This is a genomic window from Vibrio sp. Isolate25 (assembly GCF_022398025.1).
Lineage (GTDB): Bacteria > Pseudomonadota > Gammaproteobacteria > Enterobacterales > Vibrionaceae > Vibrio > Vibrio coralliilyticus_A.
In genome coordinates this window covers 638,803-655,596 of sequence record NZ_JAKEUT010000001.1, presented here as the reverse complement: position 1 = coordinate 655,596, position 16,794 = coordinate 638,803, and the positions used below count along the sequence as shown (strand labels likewise).

Here is a 16,794-nt window from a genome sequence, read left to right as displayed (position 1 = left end):
AAACGGAAGATATCTATGTCACTTAACGAAGTGCATATTTCTAGCTTAGTGGTTCATGTTTCTCCTGAACACCTGACCGAGATTAAGTCTCAGATCGAAGCATACGACAATGCAGAGATCTATGGTGACAGTCCAGAAGGCAAAATTGTTGTTGTTTTGGAAACCGAAAATCAGGGATTCATTACTGACACTATCGAAGCTATTAACAACTTACCGAACGTTTTAAGCACAGTACTGGTCTACCACCAAATTGAAACTGAGCTAGAAGAAGACGAATCAAAAAATAAAAACACTGTAACTCAATATTCCCAAACCGAGGGTGAAGTATGAAGATGACAAGACGTGCGTTTGTGAAAGCAAACGCAGCAGCATCAGCAGCAGCGGTCGCAGGTATTACTCTACCAGCGTCAGCGACTAACCTGATTGCTAGCTCAGACCAAACAAAAATCACATGGGACAAAGCGCCTTGTCGTTTCTGTGGTACTGGTTGTTCTGTCCTTGTAGGTACACAAAATGGCAAAGTCGTAGCTACGCAAGGTGACCCAGAAGCACCTGTAAACAAAGGCCTGAACTGTATCAAGGGCTACTTCCTCTCTAAGATCATGTATGGACAAGACCGTCTAACGCAGCCACTACTGCGTATGAAAGATGGTAAGTATCATAAAGATGGTGACTTCACTCCTGTTTCTTGGGACGTCGCATTTGACACCATGGCAGAGAAATGGAAACAAGCCCTTAAAGACAAAGGTCCTACTAGCGTAGGTATGTTCGGTTCTGGCCAGTGGACTGTCATGGAAGGATATGCGGCAGCCAAAATGATGAAAGCTGGCTTCCGTTCGAACAACATTGATCCAAATGCACGTCACTGTATGGCTTCTGCTGTTGGCGCTTTCATGCGTACTTTCGGTATTGATGAGCCTATGGGCTGTTACGATGACTTCGAAAACGCCGACTCTTTCGTGCTTTGGGGCTCAAACATGGCCGAAATGCACCCTGTTTTGTGGACTCGTATTACTGACCGCCGTCTAAGCCACCCACACGTTAAGGTGAATGTACTGTCTACGTACTACCACCGTTCTTTCGAGCTTGCAGACAAAGGTTATATTTTCGAACCTCAGTCAGACTTAGCTATCGCTAACTTCATTGCCAACTACATCATTGAAAATGATGCAGTGAATTGGGATTTCGTTAACAAGCACACTAACTTCAAGCAAGCAACTACAGATATCGGTTACGGTCTTCGCGACGACGATCCAATCCAAATGGCAGCGGCGAATCCTAACTCTGGCGCTATGTCTTCTATCTCTTTTGAGGAATACAAAAAATCGGTTGCGCCATACACGCTAGAGAAAACAGCCGAACTTTCTGGTGTTTCTGAAGAGAAACTCGTTGAGCTTGCCAAGCAATACGCAGATCCAGATACGAAGGTAATGTCTCTTTGGACTATGGGTATGAACCAACATACTCGTGGTGTGTGGATGAATAGCTTGATTTACAACATCCACCTTCTTACAGGTAAGATTGCAACTCCGGGTAACAGCCCATTCTCACTCACTGGTCAGCCATCTGCATGTGGTACAGCACGTGAGGTTGGTACCTTTGCACACCGCCTACCAGCGGACATGGTCGTTGCTAACCCTAAACACCGTAAGATTGCAGAAGGCATCTGGAATATTCCTGATGGCGTCATCCCTCCAAAACCTGGCTTCCACGCTGTACTTCAAGATCGCATGCTTCGCGACGGTAAGCTGAATGCATATTGGGTAATGTGTAACAACAATATGCAAGCCGGTCCAAACATTAACGGCGAGCGTTTGCCAGGTTATCGTAACCCAGAAAACTTCATCGTATGTTCTGATCCTTACCCAACTGCAACAGCCCAAGCTGCTGACTTAGTCCTTCCAACTGCAATGTGGATTGAAAAAGAAGGCGCCTATGGTAACGCTGAACGTCGTACTCAGGCTTGGTACCAGCAGGTAGATACCGTTGGCGAAGCAAAATCTGACTTATGGCAAGTGATGGAGTTCTCTAAACGCTTCAAGATGGAAGAAGTGTGGACAGAAGAACAACTGGCTAAAGCACCTCAGTACCGTGGTAAAACCATGTACGACATGCTATTTGCAAATGGTGTCGTAAACAAATTCCCTATCGAAGAAGCACGTGAACTTAATGATGACGCTCATCACTTTGGTTACTACGTACAAAAAGGCTTATTCGAAGAGTATGCAGCCTTTGGTCGTGGGCATGGTCATGATTTGGCACCTTACGATGTTTACCACCAAGTTCGCGGTCTACGCTGGCCTGTTGTGGATGGTAAAGAAACCCTATGGCGTTACAAAGAAGGTTCTGATCCTTATGCAAAAGCAGGTAGTGGTTGGGACTTTTATGGCAAACCAGATGGCAAAGCACTGATTATCTCTGCGCCATATGAAGCGCCACCGGAAGTGCCTGATTCAGAGTTTGATCTCTGGCTATGTACAGGTCGAGTATTAGAGCACTGGCATACTGGCACAATGACGCGCCGTGTACCTGAACTTTACAAAGCAGTACCTGATGCCGTGTGTTACATGCATCCAGAAGATGCTAAAGCTCGTGGTGTTCGCCGTGGAGAAGAAGTACTGATTGCCAACAAACGTGGTGAAGTGCGTGTTCGTGTTGAAACACGTGGCCGTAACCGCCCACCTAAAGGCTTGGTATTCGTACCATTCTTTGATGCACGCATCCTGATCAACAAACTGATCCTTGACGCGACAGACCCTCTGTCCAAGCAGACAGACTTTAAGAAGTGTCCAGTCAAGATCACTAAAGTTGCATAAACCAGAATGTGTTGGTCGCCCATAGGGCGACCACAGATAAGAATTAAGCCATAAGGCGGAGAATGTAAGATGAAAAAATTACTTATTGCACTGTTATCTGTTGGTGCTTTAATCAGTGGAGCTGCCGTTGCCGAGTTAGAAAACCCGGGTGGTATTGGCGGCTTGGAATCACTACGTGGTGCCAGTGAGCTAGAAGCAACTCGCCCTGCTGACGATTTCAAAAAATACCCTCGTGAACAGGCACTAGATAGCAGTTATGTTTATCAGCCACCGCTGATCCCACATAACATCCGTGGTTACGAAGTCTCTTTGAATGCAAACAAATGTCTTTCTTGCCACAGTTGGAAAAATGCAAAAGAGATGGGCGCAACTAAGATCAGTGTCACGCACTACATAAACCGCGAAGACGCTGTGTTAGCAGATATGTCTCCTCGCCGTTATTTCTGTCTTCAGTGTCACGTTCCGCAAGCAAACGCTCAGCCGCTTGTTGAAAATGAGTTCAAGAGTGTCGATTCACTTAAATAAGTGATACGCGAGTAAGTAAGAGGCTATCTATGAAATTATTGAAAGCGTTTTGGAAGAGATTAGCATCCCCTAGTAAAACTGCCGTCGGTGTAGTTTTATTCATGGGCTTTGCTGGTGGTCTTCTATTTTGGGGCGCATTTAACACAGGCATGGAAGCAACCAATACAGAAGAATTCTGTTCCGGTTGTCACGCGCCTATCGTCGCTGAAATTCAAGAGACTATTCACTACTCCAACCGTTCTGGAGTAAGGGCTATCTGTTCAGACTGTCACGTGCCACACGAATGGACGGATAAAATCGTACGAAAAGTTCAAGCTTCAAAAGAGCTATTCGCTCACTTTGTGACAAAGACTATCGATACACCTGAAAAATTCCAAGAGCGGCGCGCTCACCTAGCCGAACGTGAGTGGGCTAGATTTAAGAAAAATGACTCCTTGGAGTGTCGAAACTGTCACGAATTTGAGTACATGGATTTTTCAGAGCAAGGCGAACGTAGTGCGAAGCAACACTCAACCGCGCTAGCATCAGGAGAGAAAACATGTGTCGATTGCCACAAAGGTATCGCACATAAACTTCCTGACATGCACGGCGTTGAAGGCTGGCAATAGGAGCACTGAGATATGAGTACTTTAGAATCCGTTATCTGGCATATTCTTGGCTATGGCGCTATGCCATTCATTATTTTGTCTGGATTTGCTGTCGTCGCTGCCATCTCGATTTGGCTACTATCGCTTGGTAAAGACAAAGAGGTCGATTAACCTCACTCGCATTTTCAATTTTGCCTATTTTGTATAATGCGTAAAAAAGCCACCGGAAACGGTGGCTTTGTTTTTTAGCGAGCGATAAAACTAAACGTCTGGGTAGCCCTGTGGGTTATTGGACTGCCAACGCCAAGTATCCGTTGTCATTTCTTCCAATGTTCTCTCTGCTTTCCAATCCAACTCTTTTATTGCTTTTGCAGGATCAGCCCAGCACTCTGCAATATCCCCAGGGCGGCGTGCAACGATTTGGTAAGGCACTTGCTTACCTGATGCGATTTCGAACGCTTTGACCATTTCTAGCACGCTGTAACCATTACCCGTTCCTAGGTTATAGATATGCAAACCATCCTTTTGACCAACTTTCCTAAGCGCAGCAACATGACCATCAGCGAGATCCATGACATGAATATAATCACGAACGCCAGTACCATCTTTAGTCGGATAGTCACCACCGAAGACAGACAAACATTCACGTCTTCCAACCGCGACCTGTGAAACAAATGGCATCAGATTGTTGGGAATACCTTGCGGATCCTCGCCTAAGTTTCCAGAGGGATGTGAGCCTACCGGATTAAAATAGCGAAGTAATGTAATACTCCAATCTGGATTCGCTTGTTGAAAATCAGTCAGGCACTCTTCAACCATTAGTTTGCTGCGGCCGTAAGGATTGGTCGCACTGGTAGGAAAATCTTCTGTAATAGGCACACTAGCAGGATCACCATAGACAGTAGCAGAAGAAGAGAAGACGATTGATTTCACGCCGGCTTCGCGCATAGCATCAACCAGTACTAATGTACCGTTTACATTGTTATCGTAATATTCGAGCGGTTTTTCTACGGATTCCCCCACCGCCTTCAAACCTGCAAAGTGGATGACGGCTCTAATTTGGTGTTCTTTTAAAACCGACACCAACTTTTTTTTATCCCGAATGTCACCTTCGATAAAAGACGGTACTGTCCCTGTTACCTGCTTGATTCTGTCTAAAACAGATCTTTTACTGTTGTACAGATTATCAAAAAGAACAGGTGTCATTCCTGCTTCAATCATTTGAATACATGTGTGGCTGCCTATGTACCCCATGCCACCTGTAACCAAGACATTCATATTACTAACCTTCTGATTAATTTGGCCAAATATTAACGAATATGAGAATTAAAATATAGCTTATTAATGAGAATCAAGCTTGTCTAACTGTCTTCCCTCCCACTAAGCGATACATGAGCATCAAATGATCTGTATTAAACACGCTAAACTGTTTTTTGTTCCTGAAATAATGAAATGGATCATTGATTGTTTGTTATTTTTATAAGATGTTGAAAGGATAAGAAACAGCGGAATGGAAGCAATGACAAAGCGCTCGATGACTCTTAATTGCGATATGGGTGAAAGCTTTGGCTCATGGAAAATGGGGAACGACAAAGCTGTGATGCCCTGGATCGACATGGCAAATATCGCCTGCGGCTTTCATGCCTCCGACCCACAGATCATGTCACAAACCATTAAGTTGGCTATTGAACATGATGTCCAGATCGGCGCCCACCCAAGTTATCCTGATTTACAAGGCTTTGGTCGACGTTCAATACCGATGGCAACGGACGAAATCACCAACATGCTAATCTATCAAGTGGGAGCGCTGAAATCCTTAGCGGAAAGCCAAAATGTCCAACTGAACTACGTCAAACCTCATGGTGCGCTCTACAATGACATGATGCGCGATATGTCGATTTTTGATGCTATCGCTGACGCAGTCTCTTGCTTTGACGTACCTTTAATGATGCTTGCGTTCAATGATAACGAAAGGCATTTGGAGATCGCTGATAAGTATGAACTTCCTATCCTGTTTGAAGCTTTTGCGGATAGAGCTTACTTATCAAATGGTTCACTTTCTCCACGCTCGATGACCGGTTCAGTGTTACATAGAGAGGAAGACATACTCGATCAGGTCCGCCAAATCGTCCACTACGGAAAAGTACGCACAATTGACGGCTTTCTCATCCCCATTGAAGCCGACACGATTTGTGTCCATGGCGATAATCAACAAGCCATCACTATGATTCAAAAAATACGAAACATCCTTTAACGCAAGGAGACTGTCGAGTGAATATAGAGACATCTGTCGACCCTGTTGCTGAGTGCTCAATACTCATCCACTTTGAAGCAGAACCTAGCCATAAACTGTCACTCCTCATTGGTGAAATAAGTCACTATCTCACCAATCAATTGGGAGCGATGATTATGAATGTCACCCCTTCCTTTGATTCAATCTTAATTGATTACTTACCGCATAGGGTCTCAATTTTCGAATTTGTCCCTTACCTAGAAAAACTGGTCACTGAAGCAATCAAAGCCCTTCCTGATGATGTTGAGTCACAGCATATTGAGCTCCCGATCTACTACCATGATGATGTGGGTCCTGACTTACAGGATTACTATGCAAAAGGCTTAAGCTTAGAAGAAATCATAGATCTGCACACGACCCATGAATATACAGTGGGTGCGATTGGTTTTGCCCCCGGCTTCGCCTTTTTAACTTCCGTCGCAGACTCCCTTCGTTTACCGAGGAAGCCTTCTCCAAGGGTGAAGTTACCAAAAGGCAGCGTAGGGATTGCCAATTCCAATACCGCTGTTTATCCTGCTGAATCTCCGGGGGGATGGAACATCATAGGTAATTGTCCACTTGACCTTTATACTCCCAAAAACTCACCCATTTTGCCCTTTTCAATAGGCACTAAAGTACGTTTTAGACCGATTTCGGAAAAAGAGTTTCTCCGCCTAGGCGGAGAAATCACTAAGGGGTGGCAATGATGATCAACCACGCAATCACCGTCGTAAAGCCAGGGCAACAAACACTCATTCAGGATTTCGGTAGATTTGGTCTGGCGCATTTGGGGATTACTCAAGGTGGCCCAGTAGACGACTACGCATATAGTTGGGCTAATCATCTGCTTGGTAACACCACTAATTGTGCTTCTCTTGAAATCACACTAGGTCAGGCGGAGTTTCTTATTCACTCCAAATGCGAAATGTCCATAGCAGGCGGAGACCTTAATGCTCGACTTGATGGTAAGCCTCTCGAAAATTGGTCAACATTCGTTGCTCGCCAAGGGCAAACTCTGACCTTTTCCTTACCAAAAAACGGGCTAAGGGCTTACCTCGCAATCAAAGGAGGCTTTACTGTCACACCTCAACTTGGAAGCTGCGCTACCGTCACTCGAGATCAGCTAGGTGGCAGTCAGTCAGGGAACCCCGTACAAGCAGGAGAAGTCATTGGCTTTAAGCCCCATGATGTTAGAGCGAAGCCTCTACAAATGACGTTTCGGTACAAACCTGACTATAACCTTCCCCTTGAACTAAGAGTCATAGAAGGATATCAAATCAATGACTTTTCCAAGGATGCCGTTAGCTCACTGTACAATCAAGAATTCACAGTCAGCCAATTGGTAGATCGCATGGGGTATCGACTATGCGATAGCAAAGTCATTCCACCAGACAAAGAATATCTTAGTGAAGGCATTGCTTTAGGAGCAATCCAAATCCCGCCGAATGGTGAGCCCATCGTACTTCTCAATGACAGACAGACTATCGGCGGATACCCGAAAATTGGCTGTGTCGCTCGGATTGATCTACCTCGCCTTGCACAAGCGAAGCCTGGGCAGAAGGTTAGATTCGTCAGGGGTGACCTATTAGGCTTACAGGACGTATGGTGCCAATGGGCAAAGTTCTTTGGCTACTAGTCTATCTTCAAGACAACGTCAAAGCTCCCAATCTCGGGAGCTTTCTGATTATTCACCGTACACGTTAGCCAATTCCTTTGGGTAATTCCGCAAGGTCGCTAACTGTTCCGCTTTTGATTCGATATCCTCAGGTTTGAGCGCCATACTGACAGGGTGCAACGCTTCGATCGCCATTCCTTGATAGTCAAACAACTTCCACTCTTCAACCAGTTTATTAGCCGCTTCAAGTGCAGAAGAACCTTTAACAACTTCGATCCTCGCGTAGTTCCGCCCTTCAAAAGTCACGTCAGCAGCGCGCAGTGTTTCATCAGAACCTGGGATTTGTTGGGCCCCAAAAAGAGGCGTACCAAACTCATGAGCCTTCTCGTAACTAGGCACAAATTTCGCCATGTGTTCAATGGCTCGGCGTGTTCTTGATAGAACCACCTCTTCATCCCAGCCCTGTTGAATCTTACGCCGGAGCCTGAGTGGTAATGTAGGCTGCGACGACTCTTCTCCTGAGGCCACCAAGCCATCATCAAACAAGGTAATATCTTTCGTCATTCCGTGGAGTTGGAAAATGCCGTTAGGGTAAGGAGTCAGTTGAGCCATTCCATTTGGAGTTCCCCTTGGACCGTGGAAAATCACCTCAGGCCACAGCTCACAGCAATCATCCCAGCGCGTTACATAAGCAGCTTTGAATTCAACGAGTCGATTGCGCGGAGTTTGAGCAAGATCATCGATGCTTCCCGTCTCATAACCGCATGCGTTGACTAAATAGTCGACTTCCAAAACGCTGGTTACACCATTAGCTCTGATGTATTCCAGTTTCCAGCCACGGTTTGTGTTTTCAAGGCCTATAACTTGTGACTCTGTCAGCAACTGGCAGTTGGGGATCGACTCCAATGCTAATGTTGCAGATGCAGCGATTCGAAATACACTCCAACCATGCTCCTGCACTGCAACGACTGGAAACTTGAGCGAGTCTAAATCAGCAGATTTAGCAAACGGTATCATCCAATCATCCACATTGCTTGGCTGGCTCGGTTGATTAAGTGTCGCTAACGCTTCCAGTTCTTCTCGACCATAAAACTTGTAATAGTCTGATGGGGCACCGAGCACTTCATTCGCCGGATCTAAATCGACCAACTCCTGATAGCATCGCTGTATCGTGATTAACCGCTCATACAATTCTTCTGGGCTACCACCATCACTGTATGGCACAGCAATGACGGTTGGGCGACGATTGATAGTATGTGGATAAAGACGTACGGATTCGATGGACTGTTCCAACAGCTCAATGCATTGTGAGGTGGAAATTTCTCTGTACAAATTTCCACCAGCATGCAAATGACAAATAGGTGGCCCACTGATTAAAGTTTTGCCTTTTTCCAGCAACACAACATTTATACCGATTTCTGCCAGATGCAAGGCAGCGGTCGAACCCGCTATGCCCCCACCGATCACAGCGACAGAAGGCGTATCCACTTTCGTTTTTTCAGACTGCATTTATGTTGCTAATTTATTCATTCTCAGCACATTTTACTGAGTTTGCGCGCCCAATAAAATCACATTTTTTGAAGGGGATAAATATGACAATTTCAAGTAAAAAAAATGAAAAAAAACGCTTGACTCATATCTTGTGGAAAGAAGAAAAATTGTCACTGTGAATAACAAGAATCCTCTAAACATTATGCTTATTGGCTTTGGAGGAAATGGGGAGTTATCTACAGGCTAAGTTATCCCAAACTTTATCCACTGTTTTTGTGGATAACTGGATAACTTAGCCACTGATGAGCTAGCTAAACTCTTTATTTATAGGGACTAGCAGCCGTTTTATTAGGCTGTTCACAACCAATGCTAGTGTGCAAAAAGTCACCAAAGGAAGTGCAAACCAGAGTGAAAAATGCAAGTTGGGAGAAAGATCAAAACCAAATGACATAATCCCCCCTACCACTGCCTCCGCACCGATTGTTGCGATCAAMCCTGCCACAAGAGCCATTAATCCATATTCAGCCCAAATGGTTCGAGTAACCCGCTTTTTACTTGCTCCTAACGTTCGATACAACTGTATTTCCGATTGCCTCTGACCCAAACTGAGACGTAGCAAAGTGAAGATTAACAGTACACCAGCAATAACACCTAACGCGGCTAACACAGTAATTGACCAAACGATTTGTGTAAGTAGCTCCTGAATTTTCGCACCCATACTGCGAATATCCATTAGACTCACTGTTGGGTGACTTCTTGATAGCTCATTAAGGACACCATTGTGCTGCTCCTCCACTCTGAAACTCACCAAATACGTTGCAGGAATATTCTTTAAAGCGTCTGGAGTGAATATAAAATAGAAGTTAGGCTTCATATCTCGCCATTCAACATGACGAATACTGTTGACGTTCGCCTTCACGACTTGACTATTGATCACAAACGTAAGTTGATCACCAATTTGAAGTCCAAAGTCTTCTGCGACATCCGATTCGACTGAAACGCCATTGCGGTCAGTCCATTCACCTTGCAAGATGATGTTATGCTCAGGGTTTTCTTTACCGAAGGTAAAATTAATTTCTCGGCGTAGTACATCACTGCCTTCTTCGCCTTGCGCCTTATCTTTAGCATCTTCACCATTTATTTCCGTTAAACGGCCTCTTATGATCGGATAAGCTTTTGAACGCTCAATTTGATGAGCGTCTAACGCGCTTATGTAGGCTTCTTTCTCATATGGAGCAATATTTAACGCAAAAGCATTCGGCGCATTCTCAGGAATCGTTTTTTGCCAATCTGACAACAAGTCCGTGCGAACCAACCACATCACCGCCAATAACATCAGAGAAAGAGCTAACGCACCGAACTGAATGCCCGTAGCTAATGAAGATCGATTAATACGGCTAAGCGCTAATTTGAAAGATGTTGATAACGGAAGTCGTCCAAGCATTCTGGTCACTACCAAGCTCACCGCTGCTAGTGTCACAAACAAAGCGAGCATCCCTCCCAGTACAATCCATACCAAAGTATTCTCTCTGTAAACGAATAACATTGGCACAATGGGAACCAAGATCAGCCAACCCGTGTTGCGGCTTCTTTGTGCCGTTGCTTGTGATTGCATGACATCCATTGCACTAACATTCAGCAAACTGAGTAAAGGAATACCGAGTGCTGGTACTGCGATCAGAATACTGGTGATGATGGAAAGAAACGCTGGTTGAAGACCATAACTCGGCAAGGGGTTTGGTAATAAATCCACAAGTGGAATACGCAGTAAGTACTCAAGTGCAATACCAATTATCACTCCAATCACAGAAGCGCTGCTAAGTAAGATAGTGACCTGAATACCTAACCAACGCCCTATCCAACGTTTACTTGCCCCGAGACTTTTAAGCATCGATATTGTTTTACGGCGAGTGGCAACATAATGCTGGCAGGTCAACACTAGCGTTGTCGCAGCCATGATAACAACAATCGCCACCGTGAGTGACAGGTACTGCTCAGTACGCTGGAATACTTCATTGGTTCGGCTAGCACTATTTTGGTCGCGCCAACGATCACTTGGAGTTAAGTCGATAGCTTGCTTTACCTGCTCTATGTCAGACTCGTCCCCATTGATATACAAGCTGTATCGGACACGGCTACCTAGCTGAACAGCCCCAGTTTTTTCTAAATCTGTATTGTGAATGAGTGCCGACGGCATCTGCTGGAATGGATTAAAGCTAAGTCCCGGCTCTTCAACAATACGCCCCGTAACCGTGAAATCAGCATCACCAACAGTGACGCTGTCACCAATATTAACCTCAAGTTGAGAAAACAGCCGCTCATCTAACCACAACTCACCGGGGCTAACCGCCTTGTACTTTTGATTGTCATCCGATAGCACCATTTCCCCTCTGAGAGGATATGCGCTGTCTACCGATTTCACGGTAATCAACTTCATGCTTTGATCACTAAATGCCATAGTGGCAAAGCGAGTTTGAGTGGAAGTGGTCAACCCTGCCTCATTGGTTGCTTGATAGAGCACATCTGGGATTGGATTTGCGGTTGCGAACACAGTATCTGCTGTCAACGCCTCTTTACCTTGTTTCACCACAACCTGCTCCATTCGTTCAGCAAGCGCAGTCAAAGCAAAAATACAGGCGATAATTAGTGTTAAAGCAATCGAAACTGGCCATAGCTGCCCATGACGTATCTCACTCAAACTCCATGAAAACAGCCTACGATTTAAGGCTGGAGAATAACTCGAGCTCATTATGATTCCTCCACATGCCCTGCTTGAATATGGATGCGGCGATCACACTGCTCAGCTAACTTCATATCATGGGTAACCAAAACTAGAGTCGTACCGTGCTGTTTATTCAGCTCAAACAGTAGTTCATTGACTTTAGTAGCCGTTTGCTGGTCCAAGTTCCCTGTTGGCTCGTCTGCAAACAACACTTTTGGCTGCACCATAAATGCTCGAGCCAACGCCACACGCTGTTGCTCACCGCCAGATAGCTGAGACGGAGAATGATGGATACGGTGCTCCAAGCCCACAGAGGTCAACAAAGCTTTGGCTCTGTCTACATCTTCATTCTCTCCCTTCAGCAAGCAAGGCAGAGTAACATTCTCCAAGGCACTCAAGCTCGGAATAAGCAAAAAGCTTTGGAAAACAAAACCGACCGACTCACTGCGAATCGCAGCTCTCTCCTCATCATTGAGAGTATTGAGGGTTCGTCCTAGTAAATGCACATCACCTGACGTTGGTGTATCTAGGCCAGCCAACAGAGTCATCAACGTAGACTTACCTGCGCCGGATGTGCCAACAATAGCGACGCTTTCAGCTTCCTTAATGTCAATATTTACATTTTCTAGGATTGTTAATTGCTCTTGATTAGTAGAGACTACTTTGGACAGTGATTCAGCTTTAATTACGGATGCATGCATGTTTCGACTACTTTCCTTTGTATTTGTGCTTTTCTTCGTTAACCCAGCAAGTGCGACTAAACTCTTGATTTTAGGTGACAGTCTTAGTGCAGGCTATCAGATGCCAATCGAAAAAGCATGGCCTACATTGTTACCCAACATCATGACTAAAAAAGGGAAAAATCTGACCGTTATTAACGGCAGTATTTCCGGTGACACTACAGGTAACGGCTTAGCTCGACTACCCAAACTGCTCAAAGAACACCAGCCAGACTCTGTTTTGATCGAGCTTGGTGCTAACGATGGTTTACGAGGCTTCCCACCAAGCCTGATTCAAAATAATTTAACTCAACTCATCAATATGGTACGTGATGCAGGTTCTGAACCTCTATTGATGCAAATTCACGTACTCCCTAATTATGGTAAGCGCTATACGCAGGCGTTCTCAGCGCTTTACCCTGCAACGGCTGAGCGACTTGACGTTCCCTTACTTCCTTTCTTTTTGGAAGGAGTAATTACAAAACCGGAATGGATGATGGACGATGGCCTACACCCTAAGGACATCGCTCAACCATGGATTGCGGAATTTGTCGCCAATGAATTACTAAATCACCTCTAATTGGTCTAGCTCAATAAACTTTACCTAGCTTTACGTTAATGTGACGAAACTCCGTGTTGAAAAGGAAGTTTCCATGATCATAGAACCCATGATTGAAGGCGTTGTTGCTCGTACCGCTCATCCAACCGGATGCGAGCATTCAGTAATAAAACAAATAGAATATTCACAACAAGCCACTCCAATAAAATGCGGGCCAAAACGCGTTCTTATCATTGGTGGTTCTTCTGGCCTTGGTTTAGCAGCGCGCATAGCACTCACCTTCGGTGGCGCAAACGCAGACACCATTTCCGTTTCATACGAACGAGGGCCCTCCAGTAGATCAGTAGGCTCTGCTGGTTATTTCAATGACATCTTCTTCCAAAAACACGCACAAAAGTCTGGCCGTGTTGCGATCAATATCCAAGGTGACGCTTTTTTACCTCAAACTAAAGCTGAAGTGATTGAAGCCATTGAGACCTATTTTGAAGGTGAAGTGGATTTAATTATTTATAGTTTGGCAAGTGGTGTTCGACCAAAGCCCAATAGTGACGATATGTGGCGTTCGACCATAAAACCGATTGGGCAGGATGTTTCAGGGTCGTCTGTATCTTTGGAGACCGATCAATGGGTAGAAACATCACTTCACTCAGCCAGTGAAGAAGAAACAGAAGCCACACTAAAAGTGATGGGGGGAGAAGATTGGGAAAACTGGATTGATGCCTTGATCAATGCGGAGTCCATCGCTGAAGGCTGTAAAACTATTGCATTTTCTTACATTGGCCCAGAGTCGACACATGCAATCTATCTCGATGGAACGCTCGGGCGAGCAAAAATCGATTTGCACCAAACCAGTCACGCTTTGAATCTTAAAATGGCAAACTTCAGTGGCGGTGCCTATGCCACTGTGTGTAAAGCACTGGTAACCAAAGCAAGTGTGTTTATTCCCGGCCTCACCCCGTATATTCTCGCCCTTTATCGGGTAATGAAACAGGAAGGGACTCATGAAGGCTGTATTGAACAAATGCAGCGCCTTTTCAGAGAGAAACTCTACTCAGGCTCCCCTATTCCTTTGGATAGTGAGCGATTGATCAGAATGGATGACTGGGAGCTGAGCCCAGCTATTCAGAGCCAAGTGAGTGTGTTGCTTGAAAAAATGAACAGTCAGAACTTCAAAGAGCTTGGTGACTATGCGGGCTTTAAGCAAGAGTTTTTGAACATTAACGGATTCGGATTCAGCGAAATAGACTATACCAAACCCGTTGACTTAAGTGATTTTACGCGCTGATTATTCGCCTACCAAGTCTGTCTTATTTTTGAAACACACATACAACAAGCGCCCTGCCTTACTGACAGGGCGTTTTTTTAAACGTAGCATCTGCCTTTCTTAATAATAAGAACGAAGGTTGTCTCCCAAGCACGCCTCTTCTCCTGCTTCCTACTAAATAGCGACTATTATTAACATAAGGGCTAGGATTGCCCGGTTAGAAGGCTAAGCTGCCAGGGATAAAAAATGTATGTCAAAAATCAATACTACAAACTTGGTCATTCCTGACGAAATGACCAGTGGTTGGCAAAATATTGTCGACTTGCTCGCAGAGATTGTGTCAGTACCCACCGCATTGATCATGCGTATTTACCCACAACATATTGAAGTTTTTTCGTCAAATAACAACGGAAACCACCCTTATCGTGTGGGTGATTCAGAAACGCTGGGGCAAGGCCTGTACTGTGAAACCGTTGTCAATGAACAAAGTCAGCTTATTGTACCAAACGCTGAGATAGACCCTGCATGGCAAGACAATCCAGACATCAAGTTTGGCCTGCTGGCTTACTGTGGTGTTCCTATTAACTGGCCGAATGGCGATACTTTTGGCACCATCTGTGTACTCGACAATAAAGAAAACCACTTTTCTGAGACCTATCAGCAATTGATAGAAAGTTTTCGTGACTCTATCGAATCACAACTAAAAACACTCTATCAGCATGAAAAGCTAAAACACCTCAACTTAGAGCTCAAATCAAGAGTACATACTCGCACTCAGGATCTTGTAGATCTCAACTACTCTCTGAATCAAGAGATAGATAAACGGCGCGCCGCTGAACAAAAAATTCGCTACCAGCAAAGACATGACTTGGGTACTGGCTTTTTAAACCGTTCCGCACTTGAGCATGAAGCGGAACACTTTATTAAAGATGTGGGAATCAGCCCTTCGTTACAGGCGGCAGCTATCCATATTGGTTTTACCAATGGTCGCAGAATCCAGTCAAAATATGGCTACAGTTCATGGGAAGATGTATTAATTCAATACCGAGAAAGGCTGGGTGATTTAAGCCAGTATCAGATTCTAACCGCTCGCCCTACTTCCACCAATTTAGTATTACTGATTGAATCACCTCAACTCGACGTTGACTTAAACATTCTCAGCCATCTACTAGTCGAAGTTAGTCAATCTGAATTTGATATTGATGGCGATATTCTTCACCTTAATGCGTATATTGGAATCAGCACCACCAATGACACACTTTGCCCCAAAAACTTACTAAAGTACGCTTCTGAGGCGATGCAATCGTGTAAAGATTCAGGGCATAAATTCAGTTACTACTCACAAGCGATCGCTGATATTCAGAAGCACATAAATCAGATGGAAAGCTATTTATTACAAGCAGTACGTAATGATGATTTGTTGCTCTACTTCCAACCGAAAGTGTCACCGACGACACATAAATGGACAGGCGCTGAAGCTCTACTGAGGTGGCGTCACCCTATTCTGGGTGATATTTCCAATGAAACTCTTATCCATATGGCCGAGCAAAACGGGCTGATCTTCGAAGTTGGCAGTTTCGTACTTCGAGCCGCTATTCAAAAAGCCGCTGATTGGATGGAACATGTGGACGATTTTAAAATCGCCGTTAATATTTCAGCGATACAGCTTAAAAACCCGCATTTTATCGAGCAAGTTGAAGATCTGCTCAACGCCTACCAGCTTCCAGCTAAGTTTCTAGAACTTGAGATCACTGAGAGTGGTTTAATTGATGATGAAGTCACTGCGCGAAATACTTTACTTGCTCTGAATAATCTAGGTATAACGCTGTCGCTCGATGATTTTGGAACTGGTTATTCTTCCTTTAATTATTTGAAAAAGTTTCCATTTGACGCGATTAAAGTTGATAGAAGCTTTGTTCAGCAATTGGACGACAGTGAGGAAGATAAAGAAATTGTTAGGTCAATCATTCATGTTGCCAAAAAGCTCAACTTAACCGTCACCGTTGAAGGTATAGAGAGCGAAAGTCAAGAGAGCTTTATCATTAAAGAAGGCTGTGAATATGGGCAAGGTTACTTCTATGGCAAACCTATGCCATGCGATGAGTTTGAAACCAGCTTGCTCAGCCAAAATTACCCCAGTCATACCAACATGACTTATCAGTAGCTTAACCCTTTACTCTGCGGCGAGCGATTCTTATAATCCTCGCCTTCATTTTATCTCGCT

At 44.7% G+C, this 16,794-nt stretch carries 15 protein-coding genes; 11 read left to right on the top strand and 4 right to left on the bottom strand.

What is annotated here, in order from left to right; translation table 11 throughout:
• Positions 1–15: 15 nt before the first annotated feature.
• From L1D15_RS02825 to L1D15_RS02805, 5 genes are all read left to right on the top strand, one after another.
• Positions 16–330 carry a chaperone NapD gene (locus L1D15_RS02825; protein ID WP_239874605.1) on the top strand — a complete coding sequence of 105 codons (315 nt, stop codon included), beginning with the start codon at positions 16–18 and terminating at the stop codon, positions 328–330.
• Positions 327–2,816 carry a periplasmic nitrate reductase subunit alpha gene (gene napA / locus L1D15_RS02820; RefSeq protein ID WP_239836267.1) on the top strand — a complete coding sequence of 830 codons (2,490 nt, stop codon included), beginning with the start codon at positions 327–329 and terminating at the stop codon, positions 2,814–2,816. Before L1D15_RS02825 ends, napA begins: the two co-directional genes overlap by 4 nt.
• A gap of 69 nt (positions 2,817–2,885) precedes the next feature.
• On the top strand, positions 2,886–3,341 hold the full coding sequence (locus L1D15_RS02815; RefSeq protein ID WP_239874604.1) for a nitrate reductase cytochrome c-type subunit: 456 nt from the start codon (positions 2,886–2,888) through the stop codon (positions 3,339–3,341).
• 29 nt (positions 3,342–3,370) lie between these two features.
• Complete coding sequence (locus tag L1D15_RS02810; RefSeq protein ID WP_239874603.1) at positions 3,371–3,949, top strand: NapC/NirT family cytochrome c; 579 nt, start codon at positions 3,371–3,373, stop codon at positions 3,947–3,949.
• 12 nt (positions 3,950–3,961) lie between these two features.
• Positions 3,962–4,099: a TIGR02808 family protein gene (locus tag L1D15_RS02805; protein WP_005473113.1), complete on the top strand. Its 138-nt coding sequence runs from the start codon at positions 3,962–3,964 to the stop codon at positions 4,097–4,099.
• Positions 4,100–4,189: 90 nt separating this feature from the next.
• On the opposite strand, the gene galE is transcribed toward L1D15_RS02805, so the two are convergent.
• Positions 4,190–5,206 (bottom strand): UDP-glucose 4-epimerase GalE, encoded by a 1,017-nt coding sequence (galE, locus tag L1D15_RS02800; RefSeq protein ID WP_239874602.1) that lies wholly within the window; start codon positions 5,204–5,206, stop codon positions 4,190–4,192.
• Positions 5,207–5,447: 241 nt separating this feature from the next.
• Between galE and L1D15_RS02795 the strand changes: the two genes are divergently transcribed.
• From L1D15_RS02795 to L1D15_RS02785, 3 genes are read left to right on the top strand one after another with little or no spacing between them, the layout of a single operon-like run.
• Positions 5,448–6,182, top strand: a complete 735-nt coding sequence (locus L1D15_RS02795; protein WP_239875107.1) for a 5-oxoprolinase subunit PxpA — start codon at positions 5,448–5,450, stop codon at positions 6,180–6,182.
• 17 nt (positions 6,183–6,199) lie between these two features.
• Positions 6,200–6,907, top strand: a complete 708-nt coding sequence (locus tag L1D15_RS02790) for a carboxyltransferase domain-containing protein (RefSeq protein WP_239836263.1) — start codon at positions 6,200–6,202, stop codon at positions 6,905–6,907.
• Positions 6,904–7,836: a biotin-dependent carboxyltransferase family protein gene (locus L1D15_RS02785; protein ID WP_239836262.1), complete on the top strand. Its 933-nt coding sequence runs from the start codon at positions 6,904–6,906 to the stop codon at positions 7,834–7,836. Before L1D15_RS02790 ends, L1D15_RS02785 begins: the two co-directional genes overlap by 4 nt.
• Before the next feature lie 48 nt (positions 7,837–7,884).
• Here the strand turns inward: L1D15_RS02785 and L1D15_RS02780 are convergent, their stop codons facing one another.
• From L1D15_RS02780 to L1D15_RS02770, 3 genes are all read right to left on the bottom strand, one after another.
• Complete coding sequence (locus L1D15_RS02780) at positions 7,885–9,324, bottom strand: FAD-dependent oxidoreductase (protein WP_239874601.1); 1,440 nt, start codon at positions 9,322–9,324, stop codon at positions 7,885–7,887.
• 289 nt (positions 9,325–9,613) lie between these two features.
• Positions 9,614–12,055: an ABC transporter permease gene (locus tag L1D15_RS02775; RefSeq protein WP_239874600.1), complete on the bottom strand. Its 2,442-nt coding sequence runs from the start codon at positions 12,053–12,055 to the stop codon at positions 9,614–9,616.
• The gene (locus L1D15_RS02770) at positions 12,055–12,729 is read right to left on the bottom strand and encodes an ABC transporter ATP-binding protein (protein ID WP_239874599.1); all 675 of its coding nucleotides are present in this window, start codon (positions 12,727–12,729) and stop codon (positions 12,055–12,057) included. The genes L1D15_RS02775 and L1D15_RS02770 overlap by 1 nt, the downstream gene beginning before the upstream one ends.
• Here L1D15_RS02770 and tesA point away from each other — a divergent pair.
• The 3 genes from tesA to L1D15_RS02755 all read left to right on the top strand — a co-directional run bounded on the left by tesA (position 12,728) and on the right by L1D15_RS02755 (position 16,734).
• Positions 12,728–13,327, top strand: coding sequence for a multifunctional acyl-CoA thioesterase I/protease I/lysophospholipase L1 (tesA, locus tag L1D15_RS02765; RefSeq protein WP_239874598.1), 600 nt, complete (start codon positions 12,728–12,730; stop codon positions 13,325–13,327). The genes L1D15_RS02770 and tesA overlap by 2 nt on opposite strands.
• Positions 13,328–13,400: 73 nt before the next feature.
• Positions 13,401–14,591: an enoyl-ACP reductase FabV gene (gene fabV / locus L1D15_RS02760; protein ID WP_239863994.1), complete on the top strand. Its 1,191-nt coding sequence runs from the start codon at positions 13,401–13,403 to the stop codon at positions 14,589–14,591.
• A gap of 229 nt (positions 14,592–14,820) precedes the next feature.
• The gene (locus L1D15_RS02755; RefSeq protein ID WP_239874597.1) at positions 14,821–16,734 is read left to right on the top strand and encodes an EAL domain-containing protein; all 1,914 of its coding nucleotides are present in this window, start codon (positions 14,821–14,823) and stop codon (positions 16,732–16,734) included.
• The last annotated feature ends 60 nt before the right edge of the window (positions 16,735–16,794 follow it).

Excerpts from the sequence above, each read along its gene's own strand:
- galE (WP_239874602.1), bottom strand. The coding sequence starts at position 5,206 with ATGAATGTCTTGGTTACAGGTGGCATGGGGTACATAGGCAGCCACACA.
- L1D15_RS02795 (WP_239875107.1), top strand. The coding sequence starts at position 5,448 with ATGACAAAGCGCTCGATGACTCTTAATTGCGATATGGGTGAAAGCTTT.
- L1D15_RS02770 (WP_239874599.1), bottom strand. The coding sequence starts at position 12,729 with ATGCATGCATCCGTAATTAAAGCTGAATCACTGTCCAAAGTAGTCTCT.
- L1D15_RS02810 (WP_239874603.1), top strand. The coding sequence starts at position 3,371 with ATGAAATTATTGAAAGCGTTTTGGAAGAGATTAGCATCCCCTAGTAAA.
- tesA (WP_239874598.1), top strand. The coding sequence starts at position 12,728 with ATGTTTCGACTACTTTCCTTTGTATTTGTGCTTTTCTTCGTTAACCCA.
- fabV (WP_239863994.1), top strand. The coding sequence starts at position 13,401 with ATGATCATAGAACCCATGATTGAAGGCGTTGTTGCTCGTACCGCTCAT.
- L1D15_RS02815 (WP_239874604.1), top strand. The coding sequence starts at position 2,886 with ATGAAAAAATTACTTATTGCACTGTTATCTGTTGGTGCTTTAATCAGT.
- L1D15_RS02780 (WP_239874601.1), bottom strand. The coding sequence starts at position 9,324 with ATGCAGTCTGAAAAAACGAAAGTGGATACGCCTTCTGTCGCTGTGATC.
- L1D15_RS02805 (WP_005473113.1), top strand. The coding sequence starts at position 3,962 with ATGAGTACTTTAGAATCCGTTATCTGGCATATTCTTGGCTATGGCGCT.
- L1D15_RS02785 (WP_239836262.1), top strand. The coding sequence starts at position 6,904 with ATGATGATCAACCACGCAATCACCGTCGTAAAGCCAGGGCAACAAACA.
- napA (WP_239836267.1), top strand. The coding sequence starts at position 327 with ATGAAGATGACAAGACGTGCGTTTGTGAAAGCAAACGCAGCAGCATCA.
- L1D15_RS02825 (WP_239874605.1), top strand. The coding sequence starts at position 16 with ATGTCACTTAACGAAGTGCATATTTCTAGCTTAGTGGTTCATGTTTCT.
- L1D15_RS02755 (WP_239874597.1), top strand. The coding sequence starts at position 14,821 with ATGTCAAAAATCAATACTACAAACTTGGTCATTCCTGACGAAATGACC.